This window comes from Kitasatospora sp. NPDC091276 (assembly GCF_040684355.1).
Classification (GTDB): domain Bacteria; phylum Actinomycetota; class Actinomycetes; order Streptomycetales; family Streptomycetaceae; genus Kitasatospora.
Window position 1 is genome coordinate 1 of the sequence record NZ_JBFBFU010000001.1, and the last position, 15922, is coordinate 15922.

A 15922-nucleotide genomic window follows, 5' to 3' on the forward strand; every position below is an offset into this window, starting at 1 on the left:
GCCCTCGGCATGCCCAACATCCGACGGCAGCTCCGCGACCTTCGACACAGGGATCACCCCAGATCAGCCGACGCGAACCGAAACACGGAGGCTAGGGCTGTTCCGTCTCGGCACGGAACCTGAGCGGGGTGGAAAGGCGGAGTGGGAAGTCGGCCCAGCCGACTTCCCACTCCCTCACCGGACTTCGGTCAGCGGCACAGGGCCGTGTCCACGACGTTCTCGACGTGCTCCGAGCCGGCGGCGTCCGGCGGGACGGTGGTCACCGCGATGTTGACGGCGCGGCCGTCGTCCGTCGCCCCGCCCCGGGTCTCGTAGCCGGGGATGTCGCCGCCGTGGCCCCAGTACACGCCGCCGCAGGACAGCGGCCGGCTGATGAGCCCCAGGCCGTAGGCGGCGCCGCTGTCGCCGATGGGGACGGTGGTGCGCATCTGGGCGAGCTGGGCCGGTTGCAGGAGGCGGCCGCCGAGGAGGGCGGTGAAGAACTGGTTGATGTCGGAGTTGGTGGAGATCATCTGGCCCGCCGCCCCGCCCGCGGAGGGGTCCAGCTCGGTGAAGTCGATCAGGTGCCCGTCGGTCGCGTCCTTGAGGTAGCCCTGGGGGTGGGCCTCGCGGATGGTCCGGTCGCCCTGGGCGGGGTAGTAGGTGTGCCGCAGGCCGAGGGGCTTGATGATGCGCTGGTCGATCTGTTCGGCGATGGGGCGGCCGGTGACCTTCTGGACGACCAGGCCGGCGAGCACGTAGTTGGTGCTGCTGTACTTGAAGCTCGCCCCCGGGGCGAAGTCGGCCTTGTGCTGGAAGGCGATGTCCAGCAGGTCGCGCGGCTCGAAGTACCGGTGCTGGATGGAGGGTTCGTCGATGTAGCCCTCGTAGTCCGGGAGCCCGCTGGTGTGCTGGAGGAGCTGGCGGACGGTGATGTGGCGACCGTCGATGCCGTCGCCGCGGACCAGGCCGGGGAGGTAGGACTCGACGGGCTCGTCGAGCCCGATCTTCCCCTCGCCGACCAGCTGCAGCACGACCACCGCGGTGAACGTCTTGGTGTTGCTGCCGATCCGCACCTGGCCGTCGACCGGCACCTTCGCGCGGGTGGTGACGTCGCCGACCCCCGCGGTGTAGGTGCGGGTGCGGCCGTCACGGCCCTGGACGCCGGCCAGCGCGGCGGGCAGGCCGTCGTCACGGACCAGCGCGTTCAGCCCCTGCTGGACGGCGTCCGGGCGGGGGGTGGCGGCTGCCGTGGACGGTGCCAGGGCGGTGCCCGCGGTCATGACGCCGACGGCCACCGCGGCCGCCGCCGCCACGACGACCCCGCGCCGACCGGCCTGCGGGCGCCGGGAGGAGAGCCGGGACGAACGCCGGGAAGAAGGCCGGGAGGAAAGCGGCTGCCACATCTGCTCACGCACGAGTCAACTCCGGTGCAATCAAGGGGAGGCCGGGAAGTCCTCCCCGGGTGTGATCGCCAGTCTGCTCGGGCGGCTCGTCGATGACCTCCCCCGACCGGGGGAGCACTTTCTCCCACGTTTCCGCGATGCGCACCGACCGCCCGCACGCCGACCGCCCCGCACGCCGAGCGCCCCGCACGCCGACCGCCCGCACGCCGACGCGGGGCCGGCCCGACGGGGGTGCGGGCCGGCCCCGCGGGCCTGGTCGGGCGGTCGTGATCGGCCCGGTCGTGATCGGCCGGTCGTGTTCAGCCGGTCGTGTTCAGCCGGTCGCGCCGACCGCTACTCGGTCAGCATCTTCACGCCGGCGTCCGGCAGCTTGGCGCCGTTCTTGTCGAAGAACTGCCACGACGTCACCTTCTTGCCCGGCTGCTCGGGGACCACCAGCCGCTGGTACGGGGAGTCCCCGACGGCCTTCAGCCACGGCTCCATGACCGAGCCGTCCGACCAGGTCACCAGGACCTTGCCGACGTCCGGGCCGAGGGCCATCACGGCGAGCTTGATCGGGAGCGGACCGGGCGTGCCGGCCTTGTCCCGGGCGCCCAGCAGGCCGCCGCTGAACGTGTCGGCCATCCCCGTGGGGACGTGGCCCGGCGCCGGGTAGCTGCCCGCGTTGTCGTACGGCTGGCGCACCCCGTCCAGGGTGACGTAGTCGTTCACGACGTCCTCGTTGGGCTGCCAGTACTGCTGGACGTATTCCTCCGTCGGCTTGTCGAGCGAGGAGTCGACGGCGTGGCGCTCCTCCCAGACGGCCACCGCCTGCTCGTACGCCCGCTCCTTCGGGGCGACCGGCCAGAGCGCCGTCCAGAGCTTCCACGTCTTGCCGTCGGGGGTGTTGCCCTGGGCCAGCGTCACCCGGACCGGGGTGAACGGGTCCCGCTCGGCCGTCGCCGTGCCGGACGGCTGGGCGGCCGGACCGCCCCCGGTGCCGCCGCCGGGACCGCCGTTGGCCGGGACGAGCGACTGGGTGCCGCTGCTCGCGGGGGAACTGTGCAGACCCGCCATCGTCCCGCCGCCCAGCACCACCACGGAGGCCAGCGCGAGCGCGCCGATCACCGACCGGCGACGGCGCCGGATCCGGCGGCCGCCCGCCATGATGTCCGCCATCGGCGCCGGGCCGACCTTGGCCCCGGCCGCCACCTCAGCCAGGCCGAGCCCGACCCACACGTCGCCGTCGTCGCCCGCCGCGCCCATGCCGACCGTCCCGCCGTTGCCGCCCGCGCTCATACCGCACCTCCGATGCTCGTCATGCCCTTGATTTCCTTCAGCGCTGCGGCCCCCCGCAGTCTCGCGATCCCCTTGGCCGCGTGGCTGCGCACGGCTCCGGCCGAGCAGCCCATCGCCTCGGCGGCCTGACTGTCGCTCAGGTCCTCCCAGTACCGCAGCACCACGGCCTCGCGCTGGCGGGCCGGCAGGGCGGCCAGCGCCGTCATCAGCGCGCCGCGCTGGTCGGAGCGGGCGTAGCAGTCCTCCGCTCCGGCCTCGTCCGGCACCGCGTACACCAGCAGCTCCGGCGCGCGGCGGCGCCAGCGGCGGGCGTGTTCGTTCACCAGGATCCGCCGCACGTAGCTGTGCGGATCGCCGGCCCGTCGCACCTTCGCCCAGGCCGCGCAGGCCTTCTCCGCCGCGGACTGCACCAGGTCCTCGGCTGCGTACTGCTCCCCGGCCAACAGGTACGCCGTCCGCAGCAGCCGTGGCCAGGCCCCGACGATGAACGCCTGGAACTCCTCGTCCCGGTCGGTCTTCGTGCCTCCCATGAGCACCTCCTCACCCACCTAGAGCCCGGAAGCGGCCCAAAGCGCTTACTCCCGCCGATCACCAAACCGGTTGGCGTCCCCCGGGGGCGTCGATACGATCCGCGGATGATCCTCTCCCATGACGTATCTCATGACCTGCCGGGCAACCGCCCCACCGTGGTGCTGCTGCACTCGTCCGTGTGCGACCGGAGGATGTGGGACCCGCAGTGGCAGGGGCTGGTTGACGCGGGCTACCGGGTGATCCGGGGCGACTTCCGGGCCTTCGGCGACACGCCGCCGGCCGACGCCCCGTACAGCGACGCGCAGGACGTGCTGGCGCTCCTCGACCACCTGGGCGTCGAGAGCGCCGCGCTGATCGGCGCCTCGTACGGGGGGAAGGTCGCCATGGACGTGGCGGCGCTGCGGCCCGGGGCCGTCACCGCGCTGGCCCTGCTCTGCTCCGGGGCGTCCGGGCACGTCGCCGGTGACGCCTTGATGGCCTTCGCCGCGCGGGAGCGGGAACTCCTCGCGACCGGGGACGTGGAGGGCGCCGTCGAGCTCAACGTCGAGAGCTGGCTGGGCCCGGAGGCGGGCGACGAGGCCCGCGAACTCGTCCGCCGGATGCAGCGGCGCGCCTTCGAGGTGCAGGCGGACGCCGAGGTCGGCCCCACCGACGACGAAGCGGACCCCTCCCGGATCGCGGCGCCCTGCCTGGTCGTGACCGGCGGCCACGACCTGGACGACTTCCGGCAGATCGCCGACTCCTTGGCGACCCGGATCCCCGGCGCCCGCCGGCTCGAACTGCCCTGGGCCGGCCACTTCCCCGGCCTGGAGCGGCCCGAGGAGACCTTCGAGTTGCTCACCGGATTCCTCCGCGAGACGGCGTAGGCGCCCCGAGCAGCGCTGCCTCAGCCGGCGGAGCCGCGCCGGCCGGGCCGGGGCGGGTCTGGGCAGGCCGGGTCGGGGGAGGACGGATCGGGACAGGCTTGGCCGGGGCAGGCCGCGTCGGGATCGTCCAGCAGCAGCTCCAACAGCGGTACGGCCGCCTCCAGTCGGCGGCACTGCTGCGGGGTGAGCCGCGTGCTGCGGCGGGCCAGCAGAGCGGAGCGCTCCCGGCGGATCCGGGTGATCGCCGCCAGGCCGGCCGGGGTGAGTTCGAGCAGCTGGGAGCGGCCGTCCAGCGGGTCGGGGGTCTTGGCGATCAGGCCGTCGGCGGTCAGCGGGGCGATCGTACGGAGCACGGACGGCACGGCCACCCCCTCCCGCGCGGCGAGTTCGCCGAGCCGCAGCGGGCCGTGCACCTCCACCCGGGCCAGGGCGGAGAGTTGGGCGACGGTGAGGTCCTGGCCGCCGGAGGCGCGGGCCATCTGCCGGTTGAGCCGGCCGATCGCCAGCCGCAGCCGGACGAGGGCCTCGGCGGAGAGACCGGCCCCGGCTCCGCTGTGGCTCCCGGCCCCGGTGTCGGCCCCGGCATCGGCATCGGGGTCGGTCACGGTGTCGGCGTCAGTCACGGCGTCGGTGTCGGCGTCGGTCGCGGCATCGCGCGCGGTCACGGCCTGCGGGCCTTTCCGTGCGGTGCGGGCCGGCTCTCGCCGGGCCGTCCGGCGGCCTCGCCCGCGCCCGGCCGGGGGCGGCGGGGGCGCCGCGGCCCGGTCCGCTCGCGCACCAGCGAGGCCGCCGCGGCGACCAGCGACATGGCGATCGCCAGCCAGAACACCACGACCAGGCCGTCGTGGAAGGGGCCCGAGATCAGTTGCGGGAAGAACTCCCGGCCGGTCAGCGTCCGGGCGTTGGCCGCCGGGAGCATGCCGAGCACGTGCGGGCCCAGCAGCTGCTGGATCGGGTTGTAGCCGAGGAACGCGGCGAAGAGCGTGCCGACCGGTGGCAGCGAGGCGATGGTGTGCGCGTCGGCGGCGGGCACGCCCTGCGCGGTCAGCCCGGCGGTGAGGGTGTGCGGCAGCGAGCCGGCCAGGCCGGCCACCATCAGGGAGAAGAAGACGCCGATCGAGAGCACCATGCCGGCGTTCTGGAAGGTGGCCCTCATGCCGGAGGCGGCGCCGCGGGCCTCGGCCGGCACGCTCGACATGATCAGCGAGGTGTTGGGGGCCGCGAACAGGCCGCCGCCCAGGCCGTTGAGGAACACCAGGACGGCGAACCACGGGTAGCCGAAGTCGGTGGGCAGGAGCAGCAGTCCGGCGAAGGACAGGGCCATCACCACCAGCCCGCCGGAGGCGAACAGCCGGGCCCCGGCCCGGTCGGAGAGGTAGCCCGAGACCGGCCCGGCGGCCAGGAAGCCGACGGTCAGCGGGACGAGGTAGATGCCCGCCCACAGCGGGGTGTCGGCGTAGTCGTAGCCGTGCAGCGGCAGCCAGATGCCCTGGAGCCAGATGATCAGCATGAACTGGAGGCCGCCGCGGGCGATCGAGCCCAGCAGGGTGGCCGCGTTGCCGCCGGCGAAGACCGGGTCGCGGAACAGGGCCAGCGGGAACATCGGCTCGGCGACCCTGGACTCGACCAGGCAGAAGGCGATCAGCAGTGCCACACCGCCGAACAGCCCGCCCAGCACCCAGGGGCTGGTCCAGCCCATGGTGTGGCCGCCGTAGGGCTGGATGCCGTAGGTGATCGCGGCGAGCAGGGCGGTCAGGCCGACGGCGAAGGTGACGTTGCCCCACCAGTCGATCCGGGCGGGCCGCCGTACGCCGGTCTCGCGCAGCGACCGGTAGGCCCAGACCGTGCCGAGGATGCCGATCGGCACGTTGACCCAGAAGATCGACCGCCAGTTCCACTCGGCCAGCAGCCCGCCCAGCACCAGGCCGATGAAGGAGCCGGCGATGCCCGCGACGATGTTCACCCCCAGCGCCATGCCGCGCCGGTGGGCGGGGAACGCGTCGGTGATGATCGCGGCCGAGTTGGCCATCAGCATCGAGCCGCCGATCGCCTGCACCACCCGCCAGCCGATCAGCCACAGCGCGCCCGGCCCGCCGTGCAGCGGGTCGAGGGAGAGGGCCACCGAGGTGAGGGTGAAGATCAGGAAGCCGGCGTTGTAGATCCGCACCCGGCCGTGGATGTCGCCCAGCCTGCCGAGGGTGACCACCAGGACGGCGGTGACCAGCATGTAGCCCATCAGCATCCACAACAGGTAGCTGACGTTGCCGGGTTGGAGCGGGTCCAGGCCGATGCCGTTGAAGATCGCGGGGAGGGAGATCAGGACGATCGAGGCGTTGATGGTGGCGATCAGGGTGCCGAGCGTGGTGTTGGAGAGTGCGACCCACTTGTACCGCGGATGGTCCGCCGCCACGGCCCCGCGGACCGTGCGGGCGCGCCTGCCTCTGCCGTTGTTCGGGATCTTCGTCGCCACCGCTGCCCCCAGGTGAGTGGCAGGCCGGGGGCCGCCAGTCGGAGAGTACTTCGATAGCTTTCACTAACTAACGATAGTCCGACCATCCTGCTGCCGATAGCCCGCAGGCATCCCGGGGCCGCCGCTAGCCACCGACCGCCGGCCACCGACCGTCGGCGGCCGGCGGCCGACGGCCCGCTCCCGCGCGGCCGGGGCCCGACGGCCGGCTCGTACGCACAGGCTCACGTCCGGCGGCCCCTGCTTTCCGACGCGGCGCATACACATTTCCGCCACATTCCTGCGGTGCTGCGCCGCCCTTTCGTGGCGCCGGATGTCCGAATTGCCTGACCGGGGCGGCTTCGTGTCGAATTCCTTGACATGACCACCTTCTCATTTTCGTCTGCCACAAGTAAAACTTCGCAAAGAATGGCTCTCCGCAGGGGGGTCGCTGACCTGCGCAATCAACATATTGTTGCAGCTCAGAGGCCTGATGATCACCCTTCGCCATACGGGTGTAACCGGTCGTGTCCGCGCCGACCGGCATTCCGCAGGAGTACGGTTCCGGAGGAATCGCCGGGCGTGCTCGCGAGTAAAGTCGAGCAGCCTTGCGGGACTATTCGCCATGCCGTGGAAAGACGTACCGGGAATTGGTGCGAAGTATGGGTCAGAAAAAGGGTGAGCCGGGGGCCTCGGAGGCCGCCCGCCCGATATCCCTCAAGTTAGCCGTCGAAGTCCTGCGCGGCGTCGCGCAGGTGGACTTCATGCCGTCCGCCGTCTGCGGCCTGTTCTTCGTGGCCGCACTCTTCGCGGCCGGCTGGCGCTACGGCGTCTACGGCCTGCTCGGCAGCGCCGTCGGCACCGCCGTCGCGTACGGCCTGCGGTTGGCGCGCGACGCCGTCGAGGCCGGGCTGCACGGTTACAACGGCTGCCTCGTGGCGCTGGGGTGCGCGGTGTTCCTCGGCCCCGACCACCCCGCCACCGTCGCGGCGGCCGCCCTCGGCGCCGTCGTCGCCGTGGTGGTCACCGCGGGCCTCGGCGCGGTGCTCGACACCTGGAAACTGCCCGCGCTCACCGCGCCGTTCTGCCTGGTCGCCACCGCGACGACGGCCGCGGCGCCCGGCTTCCGCCACCTGTGGCACGGCACCGGCGCCCCGACCGCCCTGGCCGGGCCGGCCGCCGGCCCGACCGGGCTGACCTGGGACCAGCTGTGGCACGGGTTCTTCGCCAACATCGGCCAGATCTTCTTCATGCCCCAGTGGTACGTCGGCCTGCTGTTCCTGGCCGGAATCTTCGCGGCCAGCCGCCCGGCCGGCCTGCTGGCCTGCGCGGGCAGCGCGACCGGCCTGCTCACCGCCTGGGCGCTCGGCGCGCCCGCCGACGCCGTCGGCCAGGGGCTGCTCGGGTACAGCGGGGTGCTCGTCGCGATGGCGCTGTGCGGCGTGTTCGTCGCCCCCGGCGGATGGAGCGCGGCCTACGCCGTCCTCGGCGCGGCCGTCGCCACCGTCCTGACCCCGGCGCTGGCCGCCGCCACCGCGCCGTTCGGCGGCCACGCCTTCACCTGGCCGTTCGTCCTGACCACCATGCTGTTCCTGGCGGCGGTGCCGGCCATTCCCCGGCTGCGCAGGGTCTGACCGGGTTTCGGTAGTCCGAATTCCCGCTCGTGACAGGCGTGTTCATTCGGAGTTCCTGCGGAGTTCCCTCGGAAAGGAAGAGTGATTCCCGTGAATCTCGCCCCGCGTGAGATGGACAAGCTGTACATCTACGTCGTGGCCGATCTGGCCCGCAAACGCCGCGACCGCGGTGTGAAACTGAACTACAGCGAGGCCTGCGCGCTGATCAGCGAGGCGATCATGGAGGGCGCCCGGGACGGGCGCACCGTCGCCGAGTGCATGGAGATCGGCAAGCAGGTCGTCAGCGGCGAGGACGTCATGCCCGGCGTCCGCGAGATGCTGCCGCTGCTCCAGGTCGAGGCCGCGTTCCTGGACGGCACCAAGCTGGTCTCCTGCCACGACCCGGTGGGTGCCTGAGCCATGACCGTACGTCAGGCGGAAGCGGCGACCGGTCCGACGCCGGCGCCGACCTCGGCCCCGCCGCCCGCCGCCACGGTGGTGCTGGCCGGCGGGCACGAGAGCGACGGCGGCCGGGACCTGGCCGCCCTGGTGGAGCGCGAGCCCGCCGTCCACGCCGCGGCCGCCGCCGGCCGGGCGCTCGGCGAGGCCGTCCGCTCGGCGCTGGCCGCCACCGACGGCCCGGTGTGCGTCGTCCCGATGACGCTGGGCCGCGACCCGAAGCTGGTGGCCGACACCGCCCGGGCGCTGCGCTGGCTGGCAGCAGGGGAGGGGCGCGGACGACTCGCCCTGACCGGGGCGTTCGGCGGCAAGGACCACCTCGTCGGCTGGCTGCGGGCCGCGGCCTCCGCCGCCCCCGGGCCCGACGGCGCCGTGCTGGTGACCGCCCCGGCGGCCGGCCCGTTCGAGGACGCGGACCTGTTCCGGATCGCCCGGCTGGTCCGCCAGTACGGCCACCACCGCTGGGTCGAGGTGGCCTTCGCGGGCGGCGACCCCGACCTCGCCGAAGGTGCCGAACGCTGCCGGCTGCTCGGCGCCCGCGAAGTGACGGCCGTACCGGCCTCGTTCGGACCGGCGCTGCGCACCGGACTGCCCGGGGTGCGGGACGGCGGGCCGCTGCTGCGGCCGTCCGCGATCGCCGGAGTCGTCGCGGCCCGCACCGCGGCGGCCCTGCACCTGCTCGGCCACGGCGAGGACGGCATCCTGGCCGGCCTCGACGCCGAGCACGGGCACGGCTACGCCCACAGCCACGGCCCCGGCGGGGACCACTCGCACGGCCACGGCCACGGCGGAGACCACTCGCACGGCCACGGCCCCGGTGCCACCGACGGACACACCCACGGCCACACACATCACTGAACCGACAGAGAGGAAGGGCCCGCCATGTCTGGTGGCGCCACGTACCTGTACGGCGACGACCCGGTGGAGATCAACGCCGGTCGCGCCCAGGTCACCATCACGGTCAGCAACACCGGCGACCGGGCGATCCAGGTCGGCTCGCACTACCACTTCTTCGAGGTCAACCGCGCCCTCGACTTCGACCGCAACGCCGCCTACGGCAAGCACCTGGACATCCCGGCCGGTACCGCCGTCCGCTTCGAGCCGGGCGACACCAAGGACGTCACGCTCGCCGAGTTCGGCGGCCACGGCCGCCTGATCGGCTTCAGCAACCTCGTCGACGGCGGCATCAGGTCGGCCGACACCCGCGCCCGGGCGATCGACCGGGCGATCGCCCTCGGGTTCAAGGGCACCAACCTCGACCACAAGGAAGGCGACCGCTGATGGCCACGCTGTCCCGCAAGCAGTACACCGATCTCTTCGGGCCCACGGTCGGTGACCGCTTCCACCTCGCCGACACCAACCTCGTCGTCGAGATCGAGAAGGACTTCAACCAGGGCCACTACGGCGACGAGGCCGTCTACGGCGGCGGCAAGGGCATCCGCGACGGCATGGCCCAGGACCCGGCCGCCACCTCCGCCCAGGGCGCGCTGGACCTGGTGATCACCAACGTCGTCGTGATGGACGCCGTCCTCGGCGTGGTCAAGGGCGACATCGGCGTCAAGGACGGCTTCATCACCGCCGTCGGCAAGGCCGGCAACCCGCACACCCAGAGCGGCGTGCACCCCCAGCTGGTCATCGGCCCCGGCACCGAGGTGATCTCCGGCGAGCACCTGATCGCCACCGCCGGCGGCATCGACACCCACATCCACTTCATCGCCCCGCAGCAGGTGCAGGAGGCGCTGAGCAACGGCATCACCACCCTCATCGGCGGCGGCACCGGCCCCTCCGACGGGACCAACGGCACCACCTGCACCCCCGGCCCGTGGAACATCCACCGGATGTACCAGGCGGTCGAGGACCTCCCGGTCAACGTCGGACTCCTCGGCAAGGGCAACGGCTCGCTGCCCGGCGCCCTGCGCGAGCAGGTCGAGGCCGGCGTCTGCGGCCTCAAGGTGCACGAGGACTGGGGCAGCACCCCCGCCGCCATCGACAGCGCGCTCGGCGTCGCCGACGAGTACGACGTCCAGGTGGCCATCCACACGGACACCCTCAACGAGGGCGGCTTCTTCGAGGACACCCTCTCCGCCATCGACGGCCGCACCATCCACACCTTCCACACCGAGGGCGCGGGCGGCGGCCACGCCCCCGACATCATGCGGATCGCCGGCGAGCCCAACGTCCTGCCGTCCTCCACCAACCCCACGCTGCCCTACACCGTCAACTCGGTCGACGAGCTGCTGGACATGGTGATGGTCTGCCACCACCTCAGCCACGACATCCCCGAGGACGTCTCCTTCGCCGACTCCCGGGTCCGCGCCGAGACGATCGCCGCCGAGACCGTCCTGCACGACGAGGGCGTCATCTCGATCTTCTCCTCGGACTCGCAGGCGATGGGCCGGATCGGGGAGTCCTTCACCCGCGCCTTCCAGACCGCCCACCACTGCAAGGACCAGCGCGGCAAGCTCGACGGCGACACCGAGCGCAACGACAACTTCCGCGTCCTGCGCTACCTCGCCAAGCTCACCATCAACCCGGCCATCGCCTCCGGCACCGCCGACCACATCGGCTCGCTGGAGAGCGGCAAGCTCGCCGACATCGTGCTCTGGCCGATCAACTCCTTCGGCGCCAAGCCCAAGATGGTCATCAAGGGCGGCGTCATCAACTGGGCGCTGATGGGCGACCCGAACGCCTCGCTGCCCACCCCGCAGCCGGTCTACTACCGCCCGATGTACGGCGCGCTGGGCCGGGCCAAGCAGGCCACCCGGGTCTCCTTCATGTCGCAGGCCGCCATCGACCTCGGCGTCCCGGCCCGACTCGGGCTGGACAGCCGGGTCCTGCCCGTGCGGCGCTGCCGCTCGGTCGGCAAGCAGCACATGGTCCGCAACGACGCGCTGCCGAAGATCGCCGTCGACCCGGAGACCTACAAGGTCACCCTGGACGGCGAGCCGGCCACCATCGAGCCCGCCCGCGAACTCCCGCTCAACCACCTGTTCTACCTCGCGTGAGCGGCTCCCCAGGGTCCGGTTCTTCGGGGCCTGGTACGTCGGGGCCCGGCTCTCCCGGGCTCGGGGGAGGCCTGGACGCCCTGCTGGTCAGCCTCCAGCTGACCGACTCCGCCTTCCCCAGCGGCTTCTACACCCTCTCGCACGGCCTGGAGGGCTACGCACAGGCCAAGGCCGTCACCCCGGACACCATGCCCGACCTGCTCACCGACCTGCTGCGCCACTCGGTCGGCCCCGGCGACGCCACCGCGCTCGCCCTCGCCCACGGCGCCGCCCGGGCCGGCGACTGGGGCCTGCTGGTCGATGTGGACCAGCGGCTGCACGCCACCAAACTCAACCGCGAGCTGCGCCTGGCCTCCACCCGGACCGGGCGCCAACTCCTCGACATCGCCCGGGAGTCGATCGGCGGTGAACCGTTGGACCGGTACGCCGAACTGGTCGCCGCCAAGCAGGCCCCCGGCTCCCAGCCGGTGGCCGCCGGAGTCGCCTACGCCTCCGCCGCCGTGCCCGTCGACCAGGCCGTCGCCAGCGACCTGTTCGCCTTCTGCACCAGCTTCGTCGGCGCCGCCCTGCGGCTGCGGCTGACCGACCACCGCAAGGCGCAGGTGGTGCTGCGGGCCGCGGCGCCGGTGATCGAGGAGACCGTACGGGCCGCCCTCACCCGGGAGTTGGAGGACCTGGGCGGGTGCGTGCCGGTCGCGGACGCGATGTCCGGGCGGCACGAACGGGCCGAGGCCCGGCTGTTCGCCAGCTGAACCGCGTCCGGGAGGTGCGGGCGGGCGCCGGAGTGTCGCAGCTCCCGTTCCTCCCGGACGCAGAACCAACGTCACACCGCATCAGAAGGAGACAGCAATGACCGAGAACGTGCTCCGCGTGGGCATCGGCGGGCCGGTCGGCTCCGGCAAGACGGCGCTCATCGAGGCCCTCGTCCCGGTGCTGATCGCCAACGGCCACCGCCCGGCGGTCATCACCAACGACATCTACACCCAGGAGGACGCGCAGCACGTGCGTCGCACCCTGGCCGGCGTCCTCGACCCCGAGCGGGTCGTCGGCGTCGAGACCGGCGCCTGCCCGCACACCGCCGTCCGGGACGACCCGACGATGAACCTCGCGGCCGGCGCCGAGATGCTGGAGCGTTTCCCCGACGTCGACACGCTGCTGTTCGAGTCCGGTGGCGACAACCTCACGCTGACCTTCAGCCCCGTCCTGGTCGACCTCTTCCTCTTCGTCCTGGACACCGCCGAGGGCGAGAAGATGCCCCGCAAGCGCGGCCCGGGCATCACCGAGTCCGACCTGCTGGTCATCAACAAGATCGACATCGCCCAGTACGTCCGCGCGGACCTCGGCATCATGGAGTCCGACGCCCACCGCGTCCGCGAGGGCGGGCCGGTCGTGCTCACCAACTGCCTCACCGGGCACGGGCTGGACGAGATCGCCACCTTCCTGGAGACCTTCCGCAAGGTCCCGGCATGACCGTCACGGTGGCCGCGGGGGAAGCGGCTGCGGGGGAGGCCGCCGTGCCCCGGCTCGATCCGCGGCACTACGAGCCGGCCCGCGTCCCGTACGCCGTCCGCCGGTACGCCGGGACGCCCGACACCCTGGGTGTCGGGCGCCCCGGCAAGGTCGGCCTGCTGGAGCTGGCCTTCGAACGGATCGGCGAACGCACCGAACTCACCGGCCACTACCAGAAGTCGCCGCTGCAGATCATGCGCCCGCTCTACTTCGACCCGGCCCGCCCGGACCTCGCCGTCACCTTCCTGATGTCCACCGGCGGCGGCATCCTCCAGGCCGACCGGCTCCGCACCGACCTGCGCTGCGGCGCCGACACCGCGACCCACCTCACCACCCAGGCGGCCACCAAGGTCTACCGGATGGAGTTCGACTACGCGACGCAGCTGGTCAACCTGGACGCCGGCCCCCGCGCCTACGTCGAGTACCTGCCCGAGCCCGTCATCCCCTTCGTCGATTCCCGGCTCTACCAGCGCACCGTCCTCACCGTCGACCCCACCGCCACCGTGCTGGCCGGCGAGACCGTCCTCGCCGGCCGCCTCGCCCGGGGCGAGCGCAACGCCTACCAGGTGTTCGCCTCCGACCTCGAAGTGCGGCGCCCCGACGGCCAGTTGATCGCCCTCGACACCGTCCGGCTGGAGCCCCCGGAGGCCGGCGTGACCGGCCCGGCGGTCCTGGCCGGCCACGACGTCATGGCCAGCCTCTACGTCGTCACGCCGCTCGCCCCCGCCGCGCAGGTCGCCGACACCCTGCACGAGGCCCTGGCCGGCAGCGGCCTGCTCCACGGCGTCAGCGTCCTCCCGCACGACAGCGGCGCCTGGCTCCGCCTGCTCGGCTCCGACACCCGCGCCTGCGCCGCCGCCCAGCGCACCGCCTGGGACGCCGTCCGCCGGCTCCTCATCGGCGCCCCGGCTCCGGCCCTGCGCAAGACCTGACCCCGCTCCGAACCTCCCCGTACCTCCCCGAAGCGCCCCGGCGCCTCGGGGAGGGGGCGCGAGGGGGCGAGGGCGGCCCCGGATGCAGCCGGACCGGCCTGGTCGCAGCATGGAGCCGGAGGTTCTCATGCACCGACCCACGTCCGGACCTTCCCCGCCCGACCCCGCATCCGGCGGCCCGGCATCCGGCGCGGCAGCCGATCCCGCCCCCGCCCCCGCCGCCGCCCCCGGTCCGGCGCCGGGACGCCAGGGCCGGGGCGGTCTGCGGTCCGGCTCGGTCTTCCTCTCGTTCGTGCCGTGGATCGTGTTCGACGTCATCGCCGGGCCGAGCACCTGGAAACTGGCGGCCCTGACGGCGCTGGTCGCCGCGCTCGTCCTCGCCGTACCGGACGCGCGCCATCATGCGCTCAAGGTGCTCGGCATCGTCGGCGTGGCCTTCTTCGCCGTGCTGTGCGTGCTGGGCCTGGCGCTCGACCGGCACGGCCTGATCTGGCTGGAGACCTACGCGCAGGTGCTGTCCAACGGTGTGCTCGCGGTGGTGGCCCTGGGGTCGCTGGCGTTCACACCGTTCACCGAGCAGTACGCCCGGGAGTCCACGCCGCCGGAGGTCTGGGGTACGCCGCGGTTCCAGCGCACCAACCGGTTGCTGACCGCGCTCTGGGGCGCGGTCTTCCTGATCACCGCGCTCCTGCGGCTGGCGGCCCCGCACGTCGGCTCGGCGAAGGACTGGCTGACCTGGGTCATCCCGGTGATCCTGCTGGTGCTGGCGTTCCGGATCACCCGCTGGTACCCCGAGCACGTGCGCGAACAGGCCCGGCGCGGTCGGTGAACAGCACACCCGGGGGGCGTCCGGGCGCCGCGGCGGCGGGATTCACCCGGTCGGGTGGATCCGGTGGGACCGCTCCCGGACGGGCGAGGGCCGGCTGGATAGTGAGGAGGCAGTCGCATTCCTCGCTGTTCGCGTTCTCAACTCGCTTCAAGGGGAGGACACATGGTCGGTACGGCGCACCGGAGCACCGGTGTGGAGGGGGTGGAGGGCGGTGTCGGTCTGACGGCCCTCCTGGTCGCCGCGGCGCGCGCGATCGAGACCCACCGGCACGACACCCTGGCGCAGGACGTCTACGCGGAGCACTTCGTGCTCGCCGCGCCGGCGTCCGCGGGCTGGCCGGTCCGGATGCACCAGGTGCCGGACGGGGACGCGAACCCGCTGTGGGGGCGGTTCGCGCGCTACTTCGGTCTGCGGACGAGGGTCCTCGACGACTTCCTGCTCCGGTCGGTGCACGCGGGCGCCCGCCAAGTGGTCCTGCTCGGCGCCGGGTTGGACACGCGGGCGTTCCGGCTCGACTGGCCTCCCGGCTGCACGGTCTTCGAGGTCGACCGGGAGGGCGTACTGGCCTTCAAGCACGGGGTGCTCGGAGGGCTGTCGGCCTCCCCGAAGGCGGCGCGCGTACCGGTCGTCGCCGACCTGTGCGCCGACTGGGCCGGAGCGCTGACCGAGGCCGGCTTCGACGCGGCCGTACCGAGCGTCTGGCTGGCGGAGGGGTTGCTCTTCTACCTGCCCAACGGTGTCGAGACGCAACTCATCGACACGGTCGACCGGTTGAGCGCGGGCGGCAGTGCCATGGCGTACGAGGTCAAGCTGGAGAAGAGCCTGCTGGAGTACCGCGAGAGCCCGCTCTACACCTCGACGAAACACCAGATCGGCATCGACCTGCTCGATCTGTTCGACGGAGAGCCGCGGCCCGACTCCGCGGGCGCCCTGGCCGGCAAGGGCTGGATCACCTCGGTCCACACCCCCTTCGACTTCACCCACCAGCACGGCCGCGGCCCCCTGCCCGAGCCGAACGACGCGCTGGAGGGCAACCGCTGGGTGTTCGCGCACAAGCCCCGGGTGTAGG

The 15922-nt window shown here is 72.8% G+C and carries 16 protein-coding genes; 11 read left to right on the top strand and 5 right to left on the bottom strand.

Features of this window, described 5'->3' with window-relative positions; genetic code table 11:
• Positions 1-188 precede the first annotated feature (188 nt).
• The 3 genes from AB0O19_RS00005 to AB0O19_RS00015 form a co-directional block, all read right to left on the bottom strand.
• The gene (locus AB0O19_RS00005; RefSeq protein WP_363616990.1) at positions 189-1262 is read right to left on the bottom strand and encodes a serine hydrolase domain-containing protein; all 1074 of its coding nucleotides are present in this window, start codon (positions 1260-1262) and stop codon (positions 189-191) included.
• 456 nt (positions 1263-1718) lie between these two features.
• Positions 1719-2663 carry a hypothetical protein gene (locus AB0O19_RS00010; protein WP_363616424.1) on the bottom strand — a complete coding sequence of 315 codons (945 nt, stop codon included), beginning with the start codon at positions 2661-2663 and terminating at the stop codon, positions 1719-1721.
• Complete coding sequence (locus AB0O19_RS00015) at positions 2660-3193, bottom strand: SigE family RNA polymerase sigma factor (RefSeq protein WP_363579599.1); 534 nt, start codon at positions 3191-3193, stop codon at positions 2660-2662. The genes AB0O19_RS00010 and AB0O19_RS00015 overlap by 4 nt, the downstream gene beginning before the upstream one ends.
• 105 nt (positions 3194-3298) lie before the next feature.
• Between AB0O19_RS00015 and AB0O19_RS00020 the strand changes: the two genes are divergently transcribed.
• A complete protein-coding gene (locus AB0O19_RS00020) occupies positions 3299-4060 on the top strand; it encodes an alpha/beta fold hydrolase (RefSeq protein WP_363616426.1) in 762 nt (253 codons plus the stop codon).
• A 20-nt stretch (positions 4061-4080) separates the two neighbouring features.
• Here the strand turns inward: AB0O19_RS00020 and AB0O19_RS00025 are convergent, their stop codons facing one another.
• Complete coding sequence (locus tag AB0O19_RS00025; protein ID WP_363616428.1) at positions 4081-4725, bottom strand: MarR family transcriptional regulator; 645 nt, start codon at positions 4723-4725, stop codon at positions 4081-4083.
• Positions 4722-6470, bottom strand: a complete 1749-nt coding sequence (locus AB0O19_RS00030) for an MFS transporter (protein WP_363616430.1) — start codon at positions 6468-6470, stop codon at positions 4722-4724. The genes AB0O19_RS00025 and AB0O19_RS00030 overlap by 4 nt, the downstream gene beginning before the upstream one ends.
• A 698-nt stretch (positions 6471-7168) precedes the next feature.
• Here AB0O19_RS00030 and AB0O19_RS00035 point away from each other — a divergent pair.
• The 10 genes from AB0O19_RS00035 (at position 7169) to AB0O19_RS00080 (ending at position 15921) form a co-directional block, all read left to right on the top strand.
• Positions 7169-8140, top strand: a complete 972-nt coding sequence (locus AB0O19_RS00035) for an urea transporter (RefSeq protein ID WP_363616432.1) — start codon at positions 7169-7171, stop codon at positions 8138-8140.
• A 90-nt stretch (positions 8141-8230) separates the two neighbouring features.
• The gene (locus AB0O19_RS00040) at positions 8231-8536 is read left to right on the top strand and encodes an urease subunit gamma (RefSeq protein ID WP_063349823.1); all 306 of its coding nucleotides are present in this window, start codon (positions 8231-8233) and stop codon (positions 8534-8536) included.
• Between the two features lie 3 nt (positions 8537-8539).
• On the top strand, positions 8540-9436 hold the full coding sequence (locus tag AB0O19_RS00045; RefSeq protein ID WP_363616434.1) for a cobalamin biosynthesis protein CbiX: 897 nt from the start codon (positions 8540-8542) through the stop codon (positions 9434-9436).
• Positions 9437-9460: 24 nt separating this feature from the next.
• The gene (locus AB0O19_RS00050) at positions 9461-9859 is read left to right on the top strand and encodes an urease subunit beta (protein WP_350887002.1); all 399 of its coding nucleotides are present in this window, start codon (positions 9461-9463) and stop codon (positions 9857-9859) included.
• Positions 9859-11583, top strand: a complete 1725-nt coding sequence (gene ureC / locus AB0O19_RS00055) for an urease subunit alpha (RefSeq protein WP_350886999.1) — start codon at positions 9859-9861, stop codon at positions 11581-11583. Before AB0O19_RS00050 ends, ureC begins: the two co-directional genes overlap by 1 nt.
• 71 nt (positions 11584-11654) lie before the next feature.
• Positions 11655-12335, top strand: a complete 681-nt coding sequence (locus AB0O19_RS00060) for an urease accessory UreF family protein (protein WP_363616992.1) — start codon at positions 11655-11657, stop codon at positions 12333-12335.
• 97 nt (positions 12336-12432) lie between these two features.
• Entirely contained in the window at positions 12433-13053 is a 621-nt protein-coding gene (gene ureG, locus AB0O19_RS00065) for an urease accessory protein UreG (RefSeq protein WP_063349828.1), read from the top strand.
• Positions 13050-14024, top strand: coding sequence for an urease accessory protein UreD (locus AB0O19_RS00070; RefSeq protein WP_363616436.1), 975 nt, complete (start codon positions 13050-13052; stop codon positions 14022-14024). The genes ureG and AB0O19_RS00070 overlap by 4 nt, the downstream gene beginning before the upstream one ends.
• A gap of 127 nt (positions 14025-14151) precedes the next feature.
• The gene (locus tag AB0O19_RS00075; RefSeq protein WP_363616438.1) at positions 14152-14853 is read left to right on the top strand and encodes a hypothetical protein; all 702 of its coding nucleotides are present in this window, start codon (positions 14152-14154) and stop codon (positions 14851-14853) included.
• A gap of 162 nt (positions 14854-15015) precedes the next feature.
• Positions 15016-15921: a class I SAM-dependent methyltransferase gene (locus AB0O19_RS00080; protein WP_363579591.1), complete on the top strand. Its 906-nt coding sequence runs from the start codon at positions 15016-15018 to the stop codon at positions 15919-15921.
• The last annotated feature ends 1 nt before the right edge of the window (position 15922 follow it).